General features: G+C 64.5%; 15 protein-coding genes. 9 read left to right on the top strand and 6 right to left on the bottom strand.

What is annotated here, in order from left to right; translation table 11 throughout:
- The first annotated feature begins 106 nt into the window (after positions 1-106).
- The gene (locus tag IPL79_10665; GenBank protein MBK9071449.1) at positions 107-1,306 is read left to right on the top strand and encodes a hypothetical protein; all 1,200 of its coding nucleotides are present in this window, start codon (positions 107-109) and stop codon (positions 1,304-1,306) included.
- Between the two features lie 13 nt (positions 1,307-1,319).
- On the opposite strand, the gene nth is transcribed toward IPL79_10665, so the two are convergent.
- Complete coding sequence (gene nth, locus IPL79_10660; protein MBK9071448.1) at positions 1,320-1,937, bottom strand: endonuclease III; 618 nt, start codon at positions 1,935-1,937, stop codon at positions 1,320-1,322.
- Positions 1,938-2,062: 125 nt separating this feature from the next.
- On the opposite strand from nth, the gene IPL79_10655 reads away from it, so the two are divergent.
- Positions 2,063-2,851, top strand: coding sequence for a TSUP family transporter (locus tag IPL79_10655; GenBank protein MBK9071447.1), 789 nt, complete (start codon positions 2,063-2,065; stop codon positions 2,849-2,851).
- A 41-nt stretch (positions 2,852-2,892) separates the two neighbouring features.
- A complete protein-coding gene (gene asd / locus IPL79_10650; protein ID MBK9071446.1) occupies positions 2,893-3,978 on the top strand; it encodes an aspartate-semialdehyde dehydrogenase in 1,086 nt (361 codons plus the stop codon).
- 19 nt (positions 3,979-3,997) lie between these two features.
- Here asd and IPL79_10645 read toward each other — a convergent pair whose 3' ends face one another.
- Both IPL79_10645 and upp read right to left on the bottom strand, forming a co-directional pair.
- Complete coding sequence (locus IPL79_10645) at positions 3,998-4,492, bottom strand: cupin domain-containing protein (GenBank protein MBK9071445.1); 495 nt, start codon at positions 4,490-4,492, stop codon at positions 3,998-4,000.
- A gap of 13 nt (positions 4,493-4,505) precedes the next feature.
- A complete protein-coding gene (gene upp, locus IPL79_10640; protein MBK9071444.1) occupies positions 4,506-5,138 on the bottom strand; it encodes a uracil phosphoribosyltransferase in 633 nt (210 codons plus the stop codon).
- Between the two features lie 109 nt (positions 5,139-5,247).
- On the opposite strand from upp, the gene mmsA reads away from it, so the two are divergent.
- The 3 genes from mmsA to IPL79_10625 are packed head-to-tail and all read left to right on the top strand — an operon-like array spanning position 5,248 to position 9,240.
- Positions 5,248-6,726, top strand: a complete 1,479-nt coding sequence (mmsA, locus tag IPL79_10635; protein ID MBK9071443.1) for a CoA-acylating methylmalonate-semialdehyde dehydrogenase — start codon at positions 5,248-5,250, stop codon at positions 6,724-6,726.
- Positions 6,723-7,976: a GTP cyclohydrolase II gene (locus IPL79_10630; protein ID MBK9071442.1), complete on the top strand. Its 1,254-nt coding sequence runs from the start codon at positions 6,723-6,725 to the stop codon at positions 7,974-7,976. Before mmsA ends, IPL79_10630 begins: the two co-directional genes overlap by 4 nt.
- A gap of 1 nt (position 7,977) precedes the next feature.
- Positions 7,978-9,240 carry a DUF1688 family protein gene (locus tag IPL79_10625; GenBank protein ID MBK9071441.1) on the top strand — a complete coding sequence of 421 codons (1,263 nt, stop codon included), beginning with the start codon at positions 7,978-7,980 and terminating at the stop codon, positions 9,238-9,240.
- On the opposite strand, the gene IPL79_10620 is transcribed toward IPL79_10625, so the two are convergent.
- Positions 9,237-9,689, bottom strand: coding sequence for a DUF4112 domain-containing protein (locus tag IPL79_10620; protein MBK9071440.1), 453 nt, complete (start codon positions 9,687-9,689; stop codon positions 9,237-9,239). The genes IPL79_10625 and IPL79_10620 overlap by 4 nt on opposite strands.
- Before the next feature lie 59 nt (positions 9,690-9,748).
- Entirely contained in the window at positions 9,749-10,849 is a 1,101-nt protein-coding gene (locus IPL79_10615) for a trypsin-like serine protease (protein ID MBK9071439.1), read from the bottom strand.
- Positions 10,850-11,023: 174 nt separating this feature from the next.
- Between IPL79_10615 and IPL79_10610 the strand changes: the two genes are divergently transcribed.
- Together IPL79_10610 and IPL79_10605 are read left to right on the top strand one after the other, a co-directional pair.
- Entirely contained in the window at positions 11,024-11,908 is an 885-nt protein-coding gene (locus IPL79_10610; protein ID MBK9071438.1) for a metal-dependent hydrolase, read from the top strand.
- Between the two features lie 299 nt (positions 11,909-12,207).
- Complete coding sequence (locus IPL79_10605) at positions 12,208-12,780, top strand: hypothetical protein (GenBank protein ID MBK9071437.1); 573 nt, start codon at positions 12,208-12,210, stop codon at positions 12,778-12,780.
- On the opposite strand, the gene IPL79_10600 is transcribed toward IPL79_10605, so the two are convergent.
- Positions 12,752-17,338, bottom strand: a complete 4,587-nt coding sequence (locus IPL79_10600; GenBank protein MBK9071436.1) for a DEAD/DEAH box helicase — start codon at positions 17,336-17,338, stop codon at positions 12,752-12,754. The two genes, IPL79_10605 and IPL79_10600, sit on opposite strands and share 29 nt — an antisense overlap.
- A gap of 167 nt (positions 17,339-17,505) precedes the next feature.
- Between IPL79_10600 and IPL79_10595 the strand changes: the two genes are divergently transcribed.
- A complete protein-coding gene (locus IPL79_10595; GenBank protein ID MBK9071435.1) occupies positions 17,506-17,724 on the top strand; it encodes a hypothetical protein in 219 nt (72 codons plus the stop codon).
- Positions 17,725-17,736 lie beyond the last annotated feature (12 nt).

The following is a 17,736-nucleotide window of genomic DNA, read 5'->3' as shown; positions in this document are numbered from 1 at the left end:
GCGCGCGGCCGTCGTTCCCCCGGCGTAGGGCGCCGCGATCAAATCGAGTGCCTAAAAGCGCGCGCCTCGCTTGCGCAAGCGCTACGCGGTGTCGATGCTAGCGGCCATGTGGCAGCCGATCATTACGGGAGTCCTCGCCGAGCGCGCCGCGGCGGCGGTGGCGGATGTGGTCGCCGCTTTGCGCGAAGTAGGCGTTGAGCAGGCAGGGGTCGAATCATCGCCGATGGACGTTGCGCTGGCGTGGGCCTATCTGAGCGGCGAAACCGAGGAGGATGCGGAGATGCACGAAGCCGCCGCCTTACATCTAATGCGGCAGCTTGGCCGACCACACCACGGCATAGGGCTTTTCGGTGGTGCCACAGGCACGGCGTGGGCAATCGCCCACATGGGGGATGATGATGTTGCCGAGCTTCTTCAGCCCATCGATGACGCGCTTGTGGCAGCGCTCAAGCGGACGCCGTGGAGTGGACATTTTGATTTAATTTCCGGTTTGGCTGGCATCGCGGTCTACGCCTTGGAGCGATGGGAGCGTGGTGAGCATGACCTGGCTAAACAGCTGTTTGAACCCATCGTGGCCCGTTTGCGCGAGCGCGCGCACATCGAACAAGGTCGCTATTGTTGGCTCGGGCACAAGGGTAAGGAGGTGGCGGATTGCGGGCTCGCGCACGGCGCGCTAGGCGTTATCGTCGCGCTCGCGCGCATGACGGCCACGGGGGCCGTCGACGCTGGCGACATGGTGAAGGGCGCCAGCGAATGGCTGTTTGACCACATCGATCTTGCGCGGGCCGACGGCTGCGTACCCTATAGCGTTACGCGCGGGACACACGTCGATCCTGGTAGTCGCTTGGGCTGGTGTTATGGTGACTTGGGCGCGGCGGCCGCGCTCTGGAACGCGCAGCGACGACTCGGGGGCAGCGTCGACCGTGCGCACGAGTTGGCGATGGCGAGCGTGGCGCGATCCAAGGCGTCGTCTGGCGTCAACGATGCAGGCTTGTGTCACGGCTCAGTCGGCAACGCCCACATTTTTGCGCGGCTCTATCATGCAAGTGGGGATGCGACGTTTAAGGCCGCGGCGGAGCGCTGGTACGAAGACGCGTTCTCGTTTTGTCGCGCGGACCTGCCGTATGCTGGTTGGGGCAGTTGGGGGCGAGAGCACCTAACAACCGGCGAGTTTGGCATGTGGCCAAAATTGGGATGGCTGGAAGGCGCGATTGGCATTGCCATGGGATTTCACGCTGCCACCAGCGAGATCGAACCGCGCTGGGACACCTTGCTTGGCGTCGATATTCCCATGCTGGAGGCCTAAGCGGTAAGCTCGCCTAAGCGGTCGCCGCCCAGGCGCAGATCGGGCACGCCCCGGCTTGATGTCCGCGTGCCGGACAGTAGCGCCGACCGAAGTAGATGATTTGCAAGTGCAGCTTGATCCATTGTTCGCGTGGAAACAGTGCCTTCAGATCGGCTTCGGTCCGTACGACGTTAGTGCCGGACGAGAGGCCCCAACGCGCCGCGAGGCGATGAATGTGAGTGTCCACGGGAAACGCCGGTTCGCCGAAGGCTTGCGACATCACCACGCTAGCGGTCTTGTGGCCGACGCCGGGCAACGCCTCAAGCAACGCCATATCGCGAGGCACCTCGCCGCCGTGCTCGGCGACCAACAAGCGCGCCATGGCGACCAAATTCTTGGCCTTGGTGCGCGCGAGCCCAAGGCGCGCGATGAGGGGCAACACCTCGTCGGCGGACATCGCGGCCAAGGCATTTGCATTTGGCGCCGCGGCGAACAGCGCCGGCGTTACCTGGTTGACCCGTTCGTCGGTGCATTGTGCAGACAGCGCGACGGCGACCACGAGCTCGAATGGATTGCGGTGCACCAGCGGAATAGCGGGCTCGCCGATTAACTCGTCGAGGATGGCCGCGATGCGGGTGGCCTTGCGCTGCAAGGCGGGAGTTGGGTTAGCCTGCGCGCGCGCCACGACGCGCCGACGCTACTACAAGGCTCCCGCTGCACCGGGGCAACTAGCCGAGGATTCGACATGGCGGCCACGCTGGCGTACATTGCCGCCGCATGGAGCTAGAGCTGGCCCTGTTATGCGCGGCCGCGCTGCTCGCCGGTTTTGTCGATGCCATTGGCGGCGGCGGCGGCTTGGTGACCTTGCCCGCGTTGTTATGGGCGGGCGTGCCGCCGCATCTCGCGCTGGGCACCAACAAGGGCCAAAGCGTCTTTGGTTCGGGGATGGCGCTGTGGCGCTACTATCGCGCCGGGCAATTTGCGGCGACGCCGTGGCGATCGCTGCTCGTGCCCTTTGCCATCGCGGCGCCCTGTGCGGCCGGCGGCGCGGCGTTGGCGCTGTATGTCGATCCAAGCGAATTGAGGCCCGTGCTGCTCGCGATGTTGGTGGGCGCTGGCCTTGTGATCTTGCGCCTGCGCCATGCAGGCAGCAAGCGCGCCGACGCCAACGAGCTTACTGTCGAAGGAGAGGCTGTCGTCCGCACCGCCCCATGGCGACTCGACGTCGTGCTGCCGGCGGTGGCCGGGGTTTATGATGGGTTTTTTGGTCCCGGCACCGGTACGTTTCTCTTGCTGGCTTACGTCGCGCTTGCCAATGCCAGCTTTTTGCAGGCCTCGGCGTCGGCCAAGGTCGTAAACTTCGCGACCAATCTCGCGGCCGTGGCGTGGTTTGCGGCGCACGGGCACGTCGCGTGGCGCATGGCGCTACCGATGGCCGCCGCACAAATGGTCGGTTCGTATCTCGGCGTCGCATGGGCGGTGCGCGGTGGCAGCGCGCGCGTGCGCCACGTCGTACTCGTCGTCATGCTGCTGCTGGTCGCGCGGCTCATCTACATGTTGTTCTAGTCATGGCAGCGGGGGCGCCAGGCTGCTAGTGTTCGCCCATCATGGCGACAAAACTTCGAGTGGGCATTCTCGGCGCGACGGGCATGGTTGGGCAGCGCTTTGTCGCCTTACTCGCCGAACACCCGTGGTTTGAGGTGACGTTGGTGGCTGCGAGCCCAAGCTCGGCGGGCAAGACGTACGCGCAAGCGGTGGCGGGCCGGTGGGCGATGAGCACCCCGGTGCCGTCGGCGACGGCTGGCCTCGTCGTCACCGATGCCGCCGACGTCGCGCGCAATGCCGCGGCGTGTGACTTCGTGTTTTGCGCGGTCGATATGGACAAGGCAGCCACCGCCAAGCTCGAAGAAGATTACGCGCGCGCCGAGACGCCGCTGGTGTCCAATAACTCGGCGCATCGAGGCACGCCGGATGTGCCGATGATGATTCCGGAGATTAATGCCGATCACACCGACGTCATCGCGGCGCAGCGCCAGCGCCTTGGCACGAAGCGTGGCTTTATCGCGGTCAAGCCTAATTGCTCGCTGCAAAGCTATGTGCCGGCCATTCATCCACTGCTGGCGTACGAACCGCGCAAGCTTGCGGTTTGCACGTATCAGGCCATTTCTGGCGCCGGCAAGACGTTTGAGAGCTGGCCCGAGATGGTCGATAACGTCATTCCGTTTATCAAAGGCGAAGAAGAAAAGTCCGAGCTCGAGCCGATGAAAATTTGGGGCAAGGTGCAAGGCGGGCGCATCGTCAACGCGACGACGCCGGTGATTTCCGCGCAATGCCTGCGGGTGCCGGTGTCGGATGGCCATATGGCCGCGTTGTTTGTCGAGTTTGCCAAGCCGGTGACGCGCGAACAAATTCTCGCCGCGTGGGAGGGCTATGCGGGGCCGCCGCAGCAGCTAGCGCTGCCGAGCGCGCCGACGCCATTTTTGCGCTACTTCGAAGACGACTCGCGGCCGCAAACGCGCCTAGATCGCGACAACGGCGCCGGTCAAGCCATTTCGCTTGGTCGCCTGCGTCCCGATAAACTGTTTGGCTGGCGCTTCGTCGCGCTGTCACACAACACCGTGCGCGGCGCCGCCGGCGGTGCCGTCCTTACCGCCGAATTGCTCAAGGCCAAGGGCCTGCTGCCCGCAAAGTAAGCGAGCAAAGTCGTCGCGGCTATTTGATCGTAGGCCGCCACGAGCGGTCGGGTTCATGCGTGCGCCGGTGCTCGTCATACGCCGGATCGTCGGGATACCAGGCGCGGTCGACCTCGCGCTTGCGCTCGCCGACACAAAGCAGCACGCAGTCTTCGCCGCCGGGTGCGCCATCATTGCGAAAACAATGCGCAATCCCGGTGCCAGCGCGAAAGCTCGCGACGTCGCCGCCCTGCATCGGCCACTCCTCGCTGCGGCCGTCAGGATAAACCAGGCGCACCGTGCAGGTGCCGGCGAGCACATAAACGAGCTCTTCCTCGTGCGAATGCGCATGCGTAAAGCTGGTGCGCCGACCTGGCGGAATCCGCTCTTGCCACAGGCCCATCGCAACCGTGTGCGCCGCCTTGCCGAGGTTGCGACCGAGCGACAGTTTTTCGCCATCAAACGGTGGAGGATACGCACCTTCCTCTTCAGGCACGTCGGCCGCACGGACAATGAATCGCGGGCGCTGGCTCATCGAAGCGCGCAGCCTACTTCGTGCCGTAAACGCGGTCGCCGGCGTCGCCGAGGCCAGGCAGGATGTAGCCCTTTTCGTTGAGGCGCTCGTCGATGGCGGCGGTGTAGAGCGGCACGTCGGGGTGCGCCTCGTGAAAGGTCGCGATGCCCTCGGGGCAGGTGAGCAGGCAGACAAACTTGATCGACTTGGGCTTGGTTTCCTTGATGCGCTCGACCGCGGCCACGGCGCTGTGGCCGGTGGCGAGCATGGGGTCAAGGACGATGACGTCGCGGTCGGCCATCTCCTTGGGAAACTTGAGATAGTACTCGACGGCGACGAGCGTCTTGGGATCGCGGTAGAGCCCGACGTGGCCCACCCGCGCCGACGGCATAATTTCGAGCATGCCGTCGAGCAGGCCGTTGCCGGCGCGTAAAATTGGGATGAGCACGATTTTCTTGCCGTCGAGGACCGGCGACTGCATGGTGGTCATCGGGGTTTCGATGGTTGTCATGGTCACCGGATAGTCGCGCGTGACCTCGTAGCCGAGCAACAGGCTGACCTCGCGCAACAATTGGCGAAATTTGCTGGTGCTGGTCTCCTTGTCGCGCAAGAGCGTGAGCTTGTGTTGCACGAGCGGGTGTTTGATGACGTGGACGTCGCTGGCCATGGCGCGCATTGTGCGAGATTGCGCATTTTGCCGCAACGCGGCTGGCCACTAAGTTTGGGCCCCGCCGTATGGTGCCGCTGCCGCGTTTTCGCTAGCCTAACCCCTTTCTATGACGCCCCGGAAGCCTACGCAGCCCATCGTATCCAATAACTATATTGGCGGCGAATTTCGCGCGCCGCAGACCGGTGCATTTGCGCCCGTGCATTCGCCGTATGATGGCGAGCTGGTCGGGCAGGTCGCGATGTCGGACGCGCGCGATGTCGCGGCGGCGGTCGCGGCCGCGCATGCCGCGGCGCCGAAGTGGGCGGCGACGCCGATCAAAGAGCGTTCGCTCGTGCTGTTTCGCATGCGCGAGCTGATGCTCGTGAACCTCGATGCGCTGGCGCATGTCGCGGCGCGGGAGTCGGGCAAGACAGTCGGCGAGGCGCAGGCCGAGGTGCTCAAGGGCATCGAGGTGCTTGAGTTCGCGCTGTCGATGCAAAATCTCGACGCCGGCGGCGCGATGGAGGTCTCGCGCGGCGTCATCTGCACCACGCGGCGCGCACCGCTCGGCGTGGTCGCTGGCATCGTGCCGTTTAACTTTCCGGTGATGGTGCCGATGTGGATGTATCCCATCGCCATCGCCGCTGGCAATGCGTTTATCTTGAAGCCATCCGATCGTGTGCCAACGGCGAGCACGCTCATCGCGCAGCTATGGAGCGACGCTGGCCTGCCTGCGGGTATCTTCTCGGTCGTTCACGGCGATGGCGCGGTAGTAAACGCGATCATCGATCACCCACACGTCGAGGCGGTCGCCTTTGTCGGCTCAACCCCGGTTGCCAAGCTCGTCTATCAGCGCACCACCGCGCTCGGCAAACGCGCACTGGCACTCGGCGGCGCGAAGAACCACATCATCTTGGCGCCTGATGCTGATCCAGCGATTGCCGCGGCCGGCATCGCCGATAGCTTTACCGGTTGCGCCGGCCAGCGCTGCATGGCGGCGTCGCTGCTCGTGGCAGTCGGGCCGTGTGAGTCGATCATCGACGCCATCGTCGAGCGCGCCGCGTCGATTCACCTCGGCGAGCAAATGGGCGCGATCATCACGCCCGCGTCGCTGACCCGTCTACAGGCGGCCATCGCCGAGGCACAGGAACACGGCGCGCTCTTGCGGCTCGACGGCCGCAGCGCGCCACTGCCCGCCGAATTCGCCGGTGGTAATTGGCTCGGACCAACGATTATAGACGGCGTCACGCCGGCCTCGCGCGCGGCGACCGAAGAGTTGTTTGGCCCGGTGCTCAGCATCGTGCGCGTGCCCACGCTCGAGGCGGCGCTCGCGCTCGAAGGCCAAAACGCCTACGGCAACGCCACCAGCGTGTTTACCCAGTCCGGCGCGGTGGCGCAAAAAGTCGCCGAGGCCAGCACTAGCGGCATGATCGGCGTCAACATCGGCGTGCCGGTGCCGCGCGAGCCGTTTTCGTTTGGCGGTACCAAGCAAAGCCGCTTTGGCCACGGTGATATCACCGGCCAGGCCGGCATCGAGTTTTGGACAACGGTTAAAAAAATAACCACTAAATGGACCCTGCAACCTGATTCCTCGTGGATGTCATGACTAAAAAACCTCTCAAAAGCATCAAGCTCACCTCGCACCCCGGCGGCCACGGCCCCGTGCCGGTGCCCATCGTGTGGGGCGCCCCGACCGCCAAGGAGCGCGGCCCGGTCATAGCGTCGGTGACCGCGCCTGAGCATCGCAACGTGATTGGTACGCACTCGGGCTCATACGCCATCTATCGCGCGCTCGCGGTGGCGGCAGGATCGCTCGATCCGTTGTACAAGCCCGATCTCACCAATACGGCGCCTACCGATTCGATCGGCCCGTTTCCGCAATGGCAAAACCCCGACACCATTGTGTCGATCGATCCGTGGGGTGCGGTGGTCGCCAAAGAATTCACCGAATTCTATGATCAGGGCTACGACATTCGGCCGACCATTGCGGTGACCAAGGCGCACATCGACATGCCGGAGATTCGCGACGCCATGGCGAAGGGCCGCCTGAAGATCGACGGCAAGATCTTGCGCGCCGAGGGCGACGTTACGGTGACTAAGGCCGCGTTTGAGCCGGTGTGGCACTTGCCCGGCATTGCGAAGCGCTTTGGCTGTACCGAGGCTGAGCTGCGGCGCACGCTATTTGAACAAACCGGCGGCATGTTTCCCGAGCTGGTGACGCGCGGCGACCTAGATGTGTTCTTGCCGCCCATCGGCGGGCAAACGCTGTATGTCTTTGGCGATATCAGCAAGCTTTCGGATCCAAACGTGCCGCTCACCGCACGCGTGCACGATGAATGCAATGGCTCGGACGTCTTCGGCAGCGACATCTGCACCTGTCGTCCCTACTTGGTGCACGCAATTGAGGAGTGCATCACGGCGGCCCAAACTGGCGGCGTCGGACTCATTATCTATTTTCGCAAGGAAGGCCGCGCGCTAGGCGAGGTCACCAAGTTTTTGGTCTACAACGCGCGCAAGCGGCAAGAGGGCGGCGACCGCGCCGACCAATACTTTGCCCGCACCGAGTGCGTCGCCGGCGTGCAAGACATGCGCTTCCAAGAGCTCATGCCCGACGTGCTACATTGGCTTGGCGTCAAGAAGATCCACCGCCTGGTGTCGATGAGCAACATGAAGCACGATGCCTTGGTGCGCAATGGCATCGAGGTCGGCGAGCGCGTCGCGATTCCCGACGACATGATTCCAGCCGATGCGCGGGTCGAGATGGACGCCAAGATGGCCGCCGGCTATTTCACCGAGAGCAACCTGCCAACCAGCGAAGAACTCGCTAAGGCCAAGGGCCGCGGCCTCGATAAATAATATGAGCGATCTAGACATACTTTCATCGCCGGCGACGATTCGCGAGCGCTGCGGCAACGTGTTCGCCGCGATCGAACGCGGGCAGTCGGCGTGGTTTGCCTATGACGCCGGCGCGATGGCGGCGGCCGCCGATATGGTGGTAGCTGTCGCGCGCGAGCGCTTTGGCGACGGGCCGATTGCGCCGCATAGCCGATGGCAGCATTTTGAAGTTGGCGGCAAGCCGCGCCTTGCTTCGTTGTGGCCGCAAGGGCTGACGGCGGGCCGCGCCGACGACCTCGCGGCCTTGGCGCGCGCGCGCGGTTTGGTCGATCTGGTTATTACCAGCGTGCTGCTCGATGCCGGTGCAGGCCCAGCCTGGTGCTATGTCGAACCCGATGGGCTGCGCTCGGCGCGTTCCGAGGGCTTGGCGGTGGCGAGCCTGCACTGGTTTGCCGCGGGCGGCTTTTCGTCTGTCGCGAGCGAGCGGCTGCGCGCCGACGCCACCGGGCTGGACGCGCTCGACGTGCATGCGTTTCGCGCCGCGTTTCAGGTAAGCGATCAAAATCCCATCGTCGGCGAAGATCGCTTCGGGCTGCTCGTCCGCCTCGGGCAACAAATGATCCACGCGCCGAAATGGTTTGGCGGCGAAGCGGGCGCGGCTGGTGAATCCATTCGCATTGGCGGTCTCATCGATTGGGCGTTGGCGCATGCAGCGCGCGGTGACGACGGCAAGCCAACTCTTGCCGCGGCCGACGTGCTTGGCTGGGTACTCGGCGCGCTTGGACCCATTTGGCCGAGCCGCACGGTGTTGCAAGGCGAATCGCTCGGCGATGTGTGGCCGCATGCGCGCGCCGGCGGCCAAGGCGTCACCGCTGGGCTCGTGCCGTTTCACAAGCTGTCGCAGTGGCTCAGCTATTCGCTGCTGGCGCCGCTGGCCGTGGCCGGCATCACCGTTACCGGCATAGACCAACTTACGGGTCTGCCCGAATATCGAAACGGAGGCTTTCTCGTCGATATCGGCGTCTTGCGGCCCACCGCGCGCATCGCCGCCGAGCAGCCCTTTGCGCCGTCGCACGAATGCATCGTCGAATGGCGCGCCGCCACGGTGACGCTGCTCGATCGCTTGCTGCCGCTGGTGCGCGAGCGTCTCGGCAAGACCGCCGCGCAGTTCACGCTGCCAATGATGCTCGAGGCCGGCACCTGGGAATGTGGCCGTCGCCTCGCGGGCAAGCTGCGCGCCGGCCTGCCGCCGATCGAACTCATCAGCGACGGCACAGTCTTCTAGAAGACCCAACGCCAGAATGCGATGAGGGTCCACGTTACGGCCGCGGCGGCGGCGACAAACAACAGCGCGGCGCCCACCACCCATAGCCAGTCGGAGGGCGAGGCCTTGCCGCCGCGACCGACGCTGCGTTCGAGCAAGGCCAGGTTGCGCTTATGCGAACGAAACGCAAGGTCGGCCACGTCGCCAAAGAACGGCACCAGCCCGATGACGGTATCGAGCGCGAGATTGAGCAGCATGCGCGCGATGACGGCCGGCGACGTTTTCATCACCACCGCCGTGCGCACAAGGTAGAGTCCGACGACGCTACCAATAATGTCGCCCGCGCCCGGAATCACCAGCCCAATCACCGCGTCGAGATGTGCCGTGTCGAGCCATCCCACCAACCTCTTCGCGGTGGCGAGCTGCGGGTGCTGGACGTAACTAGGCGTATGTGGTTTGGCGCGAGGCATGGCGGCAAACCAGCCTACCTCGTCCCACCCATAAAAGGGGGGGCGTCGCGAGGTGAGCGCTAGCGCGCATCGCCAAGAAGCCGGCGCCGGCGTGCCCAGTAAGCGGCCAGCAGCACGACGGTCCATGCTGGCGCCGGCGACCCTTTGCTCGCCTGGCACCCACCGGTACTTGCATCACTATTTTCTGCGGCTGGTTCACACCAGGTACACGGCACCTCCGTTGGCTCGCCGTCGCCAGGCTCCTCGGCTTTGCAATCGGCATCGCTTGCGCCACAGGCCTCGTTACAGATCGAATTGGTAGCGCACGCGACCTCGTCACCAAGCGTTTCAATAAACTCTTGATAGTAGGCATTGGACGCGCGTTGCGCCAGCCCGTATTGAGGATTCGCGCCGCCGCCAATGGTCGTATAGGTATGCGTGCCAACGACGGTCAAGACGCCGTCCTTTTCGACGAAGACGGCGCTGCCGCTGTCGCCGCTGGCTGCGCCGGTGCGGTCGGCACGGTCGATGCAAAGAAACACCTCGTCAGACTGCGTGGTGCGCTCACATGAGATGCTGTGATCAAACAGCTGATGCAAAATACCCGAGTCGCCCAACGAATTGTACATGCCATAGCCTGCCAACACGTAGTCGCCGCCGATGGGGGCGTCGGCGGCTGCAAAGGAAATCGGCGAAGCCGTGCGATCAGGCACGGGCGTCGCCAGCGTAACGATGGCCAGATCGGCGTGTCCAATCTGGTTGCTAGCGGGCAAAGCAAATTCGTCGTGCATCGTTACATCGCCGGCGGCAACCTCGACGTCTGGGGCTTCGCGGTTGTTTTCCGTATCAAAGAAAACGCGGGTGCGCGCGATCACCTTGGCGTGGCTGTCGGCGTTGTTAACCGGCAAAAAGCAATGCGCATTGGTTAGGACATGGCGCTGCGAGATGAGCACGCCGGTGCAATAGGCCGCGGTCGCAAATTCGTCATCGGGGATGTCGCTTACCTTGATCGCAACGACCGTGGGCATCAGCGATGAGTCGATCGCGACCCCTCCAATTACCTTGCCGATGTCGGACCCGGCGTCGTCAGGATTGCGGTCTGCAAGACACGAAACGAGCGTGCTGCCGATGAGGGAGGCGCCGAGTGCGATGGCAAGCCGGCTAGTCAGGGGAGTGGTCATTCCCCTGTAGAGAGCAATAAACGTTCCAAGGCGCGAGGCGCGAACCAAGGCGTGCGGGCAGCGCGGTGACGGGCGGCGCTGCGCGAGGTCGCGCTTCATGAGGTTTGCTGACCCCAACGAATCCCATCCGCGACGCCCATGCGCCACGGTGAACAATGCGCTAAGAAGGCCCTCATGGACAATGTAACCCATGCGCTCATCGGTGCCGGCCTCGGCCAGGCAGGGCTCAAGCGCGTAAGCGGCCTCGGCATGGCGGCGCTAATCATTGGCGCCAATATTCCAGACCTCGACGCGGGCTGTTCAATGTATGGCCTTGAGAGCCTCGCCATGCGCCGGGGCTTGTCGCACGGCCCCATCGCGCTGCTGCTTTTGCCGGCGGTATTAACCGCCGGGCTGGTTGCCTTTGACCGCTGGCAGCAGCGGCGCGGCACGCGTCCGGCAGATCGCGCGACGGTGCGGCCCCGGTGGCTATTTTTGCTCGCGCTCATCGGCACGCTGAGCCACCCGCTGTTTGATTGGATGAATACGTACGGCATTCGGCTGCTCGAGCCTTTCTCGAGCAGGTGGTTTTATGGCGATAGCCTGTTTATTGTCGATCCGTGGATCTGGCTGATGCTGGGGCTGGGCATCTGGCGATCTCGCAAGCGCGAGCGCGCGGCGCACGCGAGGTGGCGAACGCCTGCGTTACTCGGTTGTGCGGCGGTGGCGCTCTACACCGTGGTGAACATGGGTATTACCGCGCGCGCCGAGCGAGCGGCCGCCGACTTGTTAGCGGTCGATGCGGTGCGCGATGCCGGGCCTTTGCTCGTGGTCGCAAGCCCAGTGCCATTTAAATTCTGGGAGCGACGCATTGCCTGGCGCGGCGCGGTGCGCTTTGGATTTGGCCACAGCTCGCTTTTTGGCGCAACGCAGCTCGATGCAGGCAGCGCGCCGCTTGGCCTTGATCACCCTGGGCTTGCCGAGCTTCGGCAACGCAGTGCGGACGCGCGCGCGTTTATGTTTTGGGCGCGTATGCCCGTGGTCACCGAGCGAGACGGCGCCGCGTACCTCGGTGATTAGCGCTTTCTCGACGGCTTTTCGCGCGAGCGCTTTTCGCTGCCGATTGGGCGGTAGCAGCGATTAGGTTGCGGCAGCGTCGACGTGACGACGAAGGGCCGCTGGGTTGACGTTGGTAGATGACCTGCGTCGGTTTGTAAAATATGCGACAATGTTTGCCCGCGCCTGACATTCGTGCCAGCGATCGCGCTGTCGGCGTCAGAAATCTGATGGTGCTCACGGTGTTGCGGCGTGAATTTGTTGCTGCGATGGCGATCTTGAAGGGGGCAGGCAATGGCCCAATACTTGCTTCATGACGCCGCATGAGAACCCTAACACTGCTTGTTGCTGCTCTATGCCTGACCTCAGCCTGCGAAGATAGTGAGGTTGAACCGCCGCCGTCCTGTGACGGCACCCGTTGCTGCGCCGCCCAGGACGACGGCCAGGACGATGCCCTGAACTGCTTGCCTGACCCGATGACCGGTATTGAGTATTTTGTGATCGGCGATTTTTACGGTGAATGCGTCGACGGGGCGAGCTGTATTGATAATTTCAAGATAAGCATCGACGGCGTTTGGGAGGATACGCTGGACAATTATCCCAACAGCACCGATACGCTGGTCGGCTCATTCGATGTCGAGGTGCCCGACTCCAGCGGCCACACCTACTTGGCGTATACACTCACGAGCCTTAGCCAAGAGTTTGAGTCAGGGTCTGTTATCGGCCAGCCCGACGCTGGCGATTGGGGCGGCTACTATCTCGAAATCAAATTTGACGATGGCCCGTCATGGCACGTGCTAGTCGACAAGAACCGCGACAACGTCCCCGCGGCGCTTTATGACCGGCTGGACAATCTTGATCTGGCGATTACGGAACTAGACCAAGCTGATTACTAGCGACTGAGGCGTCGCTTGGGGGAGCTTCGTAGAATTCAGTCGCATTGAGTTCGGCGTCGATATTGACGCCAGGCACGGCGACGCGCACCACGACTTCGCCGCGCTCGAGCGAGGCGATCGGCTCGCCGTTGCGATACAAGACGGCGTTGCCGAGTACGGCGGGCACCTTGGGGCCGGGCGACAAGATGCCGACGAGGTTGAGCGGATCGGTGGCGGCGACTTTTACAAATTCGGCGCGGCGTGGGGCCTCGCGCAGGCCGCGCAGTTCTTCTACGGCCTCGGGGAGCGCAAACTGTTCGCCGACAAAGCCGGAAACAAAGCGGCCGCCCATGATTTCGCCGCGCGCTTCGAGGCGGCGCAGCTCAACCACTAAGTCGCGCCATGGCGGCAGGCCACTCTCGCGAACGAGCAAGTCGCGAAACACCACGCCGTAGCGCGCGAGTAGCACGCGTGCCCACGTGGCAACGCTATCGTGCGCGAGCACCGCGGGTGGCAGCAGCGACCAACGGCCACCGGCGGCGGGCAGGGCGGTGCGCGCGGTGGTTGGCCTGGCGGCATCGCGGGTGCGGGCGCGTTTGACGGCGGTAAGCCATTTTGAGCTGGCAGCGACGGCGGCTGGACTTGGGACCGGCGCATCCAGATGCGAGCGAATTTCACCGCGGCGGCGATGTATTAGCATGCGCAGGCCAGCAAAGCCATCGGCGGTGGCGAGGCCCTGCGAGACCAATTCCCACAGGGCCTGGTCGGCTTGCTGCGGTGAAAGCAGCGTCGCGTCGCAGAGCTCGACCAAAAAGGCAGCGCCGCGTTGGGTGAGCGCGGCATGCATGGCAAGCGCCGCGTCGGACAGCCCGCGCTCGGCGAGTGGCGCCTCAGCAAACTGCGTCGCCATGGGCCCGCGCAAGAGCTCGGCGTCGCGCCGCAGCAGCAGCGCCAGCGGTGCCGAGCGCGTCGGCGCGAATTTACCACCCGCGCTGGCCATCTTGGCGGCGGGCGTATGCGCGGCGTAGCGGCGGAAAAACTCGGCGGTGTGAGGCGCGTCGAGCACCCGTGCGTCGGCCGCCAGCAAGTCTGTTATCGACTCAACCGGAGCCGGTTCGTCTAGCTCCTCTTCATCATCTGCCGCAAGACGCATCTTGGCATTGAGCCGGCACCACACCAGCTCGCCGCCAAAGCACATGCGATCAAGCCACGCCGGATCGTAGCCAAAGAGCCGCGCCGGCAGCACGTCGCGCTCCCACGCGCCGGCCGCGGTTTCAAAACCTTGTAGCTGCGAAATAATTTCGACTAGGCCCGTATGGCCATGCAGCTGGCGCCCTGGCGCCACGCGATGCCACTGGGTTAGAAAACGCATGAGCACGGCGGCGCTTACCGGTTCGATGCGTTGGCGCAGCGTCGCGATGGTTTGCTGATGCAGGCGCGCCAAAATGCGACGCTGACACCATTGCACACGCGCCAGCTCGTCGTCATCGCCGTGTTTGGCGAGCGCGTCACGCGCGGTGGTCGGCGTCGGCGCCTCGCCCGCAAAATGCCCACGCAAGATCGCGCCGTCTGACTCGAGCGCGAGCAGCGCACCCATGACATCGGCATACCCCAGCCCGCTAGCGGCGGCGAAGTCGGCGCAGGTAAGCGGCAACGAAATGTCCAGGCATGCGCCCACAATGTGCCGCACGGCCGTTTCGCGATCGATCGGCGTAAGCCAGCTAGGCAGCGTTATCGCCGCTTCGGGCCAAAGCGCCGCCGCCGCGTGCACGCGCTCGGTGGCAAACCAGCCGTCGCGGACCAGGCGTGCGCGGCCTTGCGACTCTAACTCGGCGAGCCACGGCTGCCACAAGGCCATGACGCCGGCGACTGGCAGCATCCACGCGCCCAAAAGCAAATCGTGAAGCTCGTCCGAATTTCGGACAGATGGCACCAGGCTCGCGCCAACCGCTTCCAACGCCTCGGGCGACAGCGCGCCGAGGTTGTTGGCAAGGTCCGCCGGCAAGCCGCGGCGCAAGCTGACCGCGCGGGTGCGGCGCTCTTCAAGCGGCGCATCGTCTAAGAACGCATAGGGATTGGCATTAAGCAGCTCGTGGCATAGCGGCGAGGGCTCGAGCGTATCGCGCCCCATTACCGCGATTTCGCCGCGCTCCATGCGCGCTAACATGTCGGTGAGCCCCGCGATATCCATGGCCTCGACCAAGCAATCGCGCACGGTTTCGAAGACCAACGGGTGATTTGGCAGCTCGCGATCACCGGAAATATTTTCTTGGCACGCCTGTGCCTGCGGAAACACCACGCTGAGCATGTCGGCCGCGCGCATGCGCACCAAATGCGGCGGCACTTTTTTACCGCCATTGCGACGCGCCACCATCAGCGAGCGCGTGCTGTTCCACCGCCAGCGAATCTCGAACATCGGCGCGTCGAGCAGCGCCTGCACCAGCACGCCCTCGGCTTGCTGCGAGGGCAGAAAGCCGAACACCGAGTCGAGCGGGAAGCTGTGCGGCTGCCCCAGCGAAATGACAATGCCGTCGTCGGTGGCGGCGGCCTGCAATTCAAAGTCAAAGCTGCGGCAGAAGCGTTTGCGCAAGGCCAGGCCCCACGCGCGGTTGATGCGGCCGCCGAGCGGCGAGTGGATCACCAGCTGCATGCCGCCCGCCTCGTCGAAAAATCGCTCGGCTATAATGAGGGTGTCGCTCGGCATGGCGCCCAGCGCCTCGCGGCCGGCGGCGAGGTAGGCAACGGTCTGCGCCGCGAACGTGCGAGACATGCTGGCCTGGTCCATCAACCACGCGGCGATTTGTTCGTGCGGGGTGCCGGCTTGCAGCGCCACATCGAGCTCGCGCCGCAACGCCGAGACCTCTTGCGACAGCTCGCGCGTGCGCGCCGGGGCCTCGCCAAACCAAAACGGAATGCTCGGCGGCGCGCCCTGAGCGTCTTCCACCAGCACGCGGCCATTTTCGATGCGTTGGATCCGCCAGGAGGTGCCTCCCAATTGAAAGACATCGCCCGCGCTGCTGTCGATGGCGAAATCTTCGTCGACTTCGCCGACGCGCGCCTCGGATGGCCACGTCACCACCGCGTAGTTGGCGTTGTCGGGAATCGCGCCACCATTTTGGATGGCGATCAGCCGCGCGCCCTTGCGCCCGCGCAAGCGGCCGTTGACGCGATCGCGAAAGATCGTTGCGCCGCCGCGGCCGCGGCGCTCGGAGACGCCCTCGGCCAACATGTGCAACACGGCGTCAAATTGCTCGCGCGGCAAGGCGGCAAACTGCGCCGCTTGGCACACCATCGTAAACAGCTCGTCCTCGCCAAGCTCTTCGTTGGCGCACATCGCGGTAATTTGCTGGCACAGCACATCGAGCGGCCAATGCCGCATGTGCAGCTCGTCGAGGTTGCCGCGCCGCACGCCGCGCACCAACGCCGCGCACTCGATGAGCTGATCGCGGGTAAGCGCGAACATGCGGCCTTTAGGCAAGCCGTGTCGCGTATGGCCCGAGCGGCCGACGCGCTGCAAGAAGGTGGCAATCGCACGCGGCGAGCCGAGCTGCACCACCAAGTCCACCGCGCCAACGTCGATGCCGAGCTCCAGCGAAGCCGTGGCCACCGCGCAGCGCACCGCACCGGTCTTGAGGCGTTGTTCTGCCGCCAAGCGCAATTCGCGCGACATCGAGCCGTGATGCGCAACGACTTGATCTTCGCCAAGCCGCTCCTCAAGCGCCCGCGCCACGCGCTCGACCATGCGGCGCGTGTTGACGAAAACCAGCGTCGTCGTGTGGGCCTGCACCAATTGCGCGATGCGGTCGTAGACGCGGCCGAGCTGCTCGCCCGAGGCCACCGCCGCGAGCTCGTCGTTGGTCTCGTCGATCGCGATGTCCATGGCGCGCGCATGACCGGAGTCGATGATGGCGGGCAGGGCGCGGCCGTGCCCGACTAAAAAACGGCCGACGCGTTCGAGCGGCCGCTGGGTAGCGGAGAGGCCGATGCGCTGTGGCCGCGCGCTGCCGTGCTGCGCCACCAGGCGATCGAGCCGCTCCAGCGACAGCGCCAGATGTGCGCCGCGCTTGTCGGCGAGCATCACATGAATTTCATCGACAATGACGGTCCGCACGTGCGCGAGCGCGGCGCGGCCCTTCTCGGACGTCAGCAAGATATAGAGCGACTCGGGCGTGGTCACCCAAATGTGCGGCGGCGTCTTGGCCATGCGCGCGCGCTCGGCGGCGGGCGTATCGCCGGTGCGCAGCCCGAGCTTTATGTCCGGAAACCGGACATTCTGCGCGATCGCCAAGCTCGCCAATTCGGCGAGGGGCCGCTGCAGATTTTTCTCGACGTCGTTCGACAGCGCCTTGAGCGGCGACACGTAGAGCACGTGGGTCGTGGTCGGCAGTAACGGCGCCGCGACCAGGGCATCGAGCGCGCACATGCACGCGGCCAAGGTCTTGCCGGAGCCGGTTGGCGCCGCGATGAGCGTGTCGCGGCCGTCTAAAATTTGTGGCCACGCCGCCGCCTGCGCCTCGGTTGGCGTGCCGAAGTGCTGCGCGAACCACGACTGCACCAAGGGCGAGAAGCCGGCGAGCATCCGTTCAGTGTACCAACGACTAGGGTAGTTGCCATGGCCTGCGTGCGCTGGTTGCCGCGCAAGCCAGTTAGCGCGCCAAAAGATCGTGTGATCTCAGGTAACTAGTTAGATTCCTGCGCGAGATCTCGACCGGCTGGCTTGGCCTCTTGCTTGCAACCATGGTCTCCATGCGCTCGCTCCGTCTTGCCACCGAACCAGGCTTTGCCCCTCCAACACCAGCCGCCATCGAGACGGTTCGCGTGCGCCAGCCGGCCATCGTGCCAGCCCGACCGTGGCCCAACCAGCAACAGCTGAAATATTTGCGGGCGCTTTCGCGACACCGCCCAACCGGCATCAAGAGTTGGTGGGCGCTGCTAGGCGGCAATGGCCAGTCGTTAGCGCTGTAGCGGCATCGCCAG

Source organism: Myxococcales bacterium, from assembly GCA_016716835.1.
Taxonomy (GTDB): Bacteria; Myxococcota_A; Polyangia; order Haliangiales; family Haliangiaceae; genus JADJUW01.
This window is presented reverse-complemented; position numbering and strand designations above follow the sequence as displayed.

Bases quoted from the DNA above. Each gene is read 5' to 3' on its own strand.
- IPL79_10665 (MBK9071449.1), top strand. From the start codon at position 107: ATGTGGCAGCCGATCATTACGGGAGTCCTCGCCGAGCGCGCCGCGGCG.
- IPL79_10655 (MBK9071447.1), top strand. From the start codon at position 2,063: ATGGAGCTAGAGCTGGCCCTGTTATGCGCGGCCGCGCTGCTCGCCGGT.
- asd (MBK9071446.1), top strand. From the start codon at position 2,893: ATGGCGACAAAACTTCGAGTGGGCATTCTCGGCGCGACGGGCATGGTT.
- IPL79_10645 (MBK9071445.1), bottom strand. From the start codon at position 4,492: ATGAGCCAGCGCCCGCGATTCATTGTCCGTGCGGCCGACGTGCCTGAA.
- upp (MBK9071444.1), bottom strand. From the start codon at position 5,138: ATGGCCAGCGACGTCCACGTCATCAAACACCCGCTCGTGCAACACAAG.
- mmsA (MBK9071443.1), top strand. From the start codon at position 5,248: ATGACGCCCCGGAAGCCTACGCAGCCCATCGTATCCAATAACTATATT.
- IPL79_10630 (MBK9071442.1), top strand. From the start codon at position 6,723: ATGACTAAAAAACCTCTCAAAAGCATCAAGCTCACCTCGCACCCCGGC.
- IPL79_10625 (MBK9071441.1), top strand. From the start codon at position 7,978: ATGAGCGATCTAGACATACTTTCATCGCCGGCGACGATTCGCGAGCGC.
- IPL79_10620 (MBK9071440.1), bottom strand. From the start codon at position 9,689: ATGCCTCGCGCCAAACCACATACGCCTAGTTACGTCCAGCACCCGCAG.
- IPL79_10615 (MBK9071439.1), bottom strand. From the start codon at position 10,849: ATGACCACTCCCCTGACTAGCCGGCTTGCCATCGCACTCGGCGCCTCC.
- IPL79_10610 (MBK9071438.1), top strand. From the start codon at position 11,024: ATGGACAATGTAACCCATGCGCTCATCGGTGCCGGCCTCGGCCAGGCA.
- IPL79_10605 (MBK9071437.1), top strand. From the start codon at position 12,208: ATGAGAACCCTAACACTGCTTGTTGCTGCTCTATGCCTGACCTCAGCC.
- IPL79_10600 (MBK9071436.1), bottom strand. From the start codon at position 17,338: ATGCTCGCCGGCTTCTCGCCCTTGGTGCAGTCGTGGTTCGCGCAGCAC.
- IPL79_10595 (MBK9071435.1), top strand. From the start codon at position 17,506: ATGCGCTCGCTCCGTCTTGCCACCGAACCAGGCTTTGCCCCTCCAACA.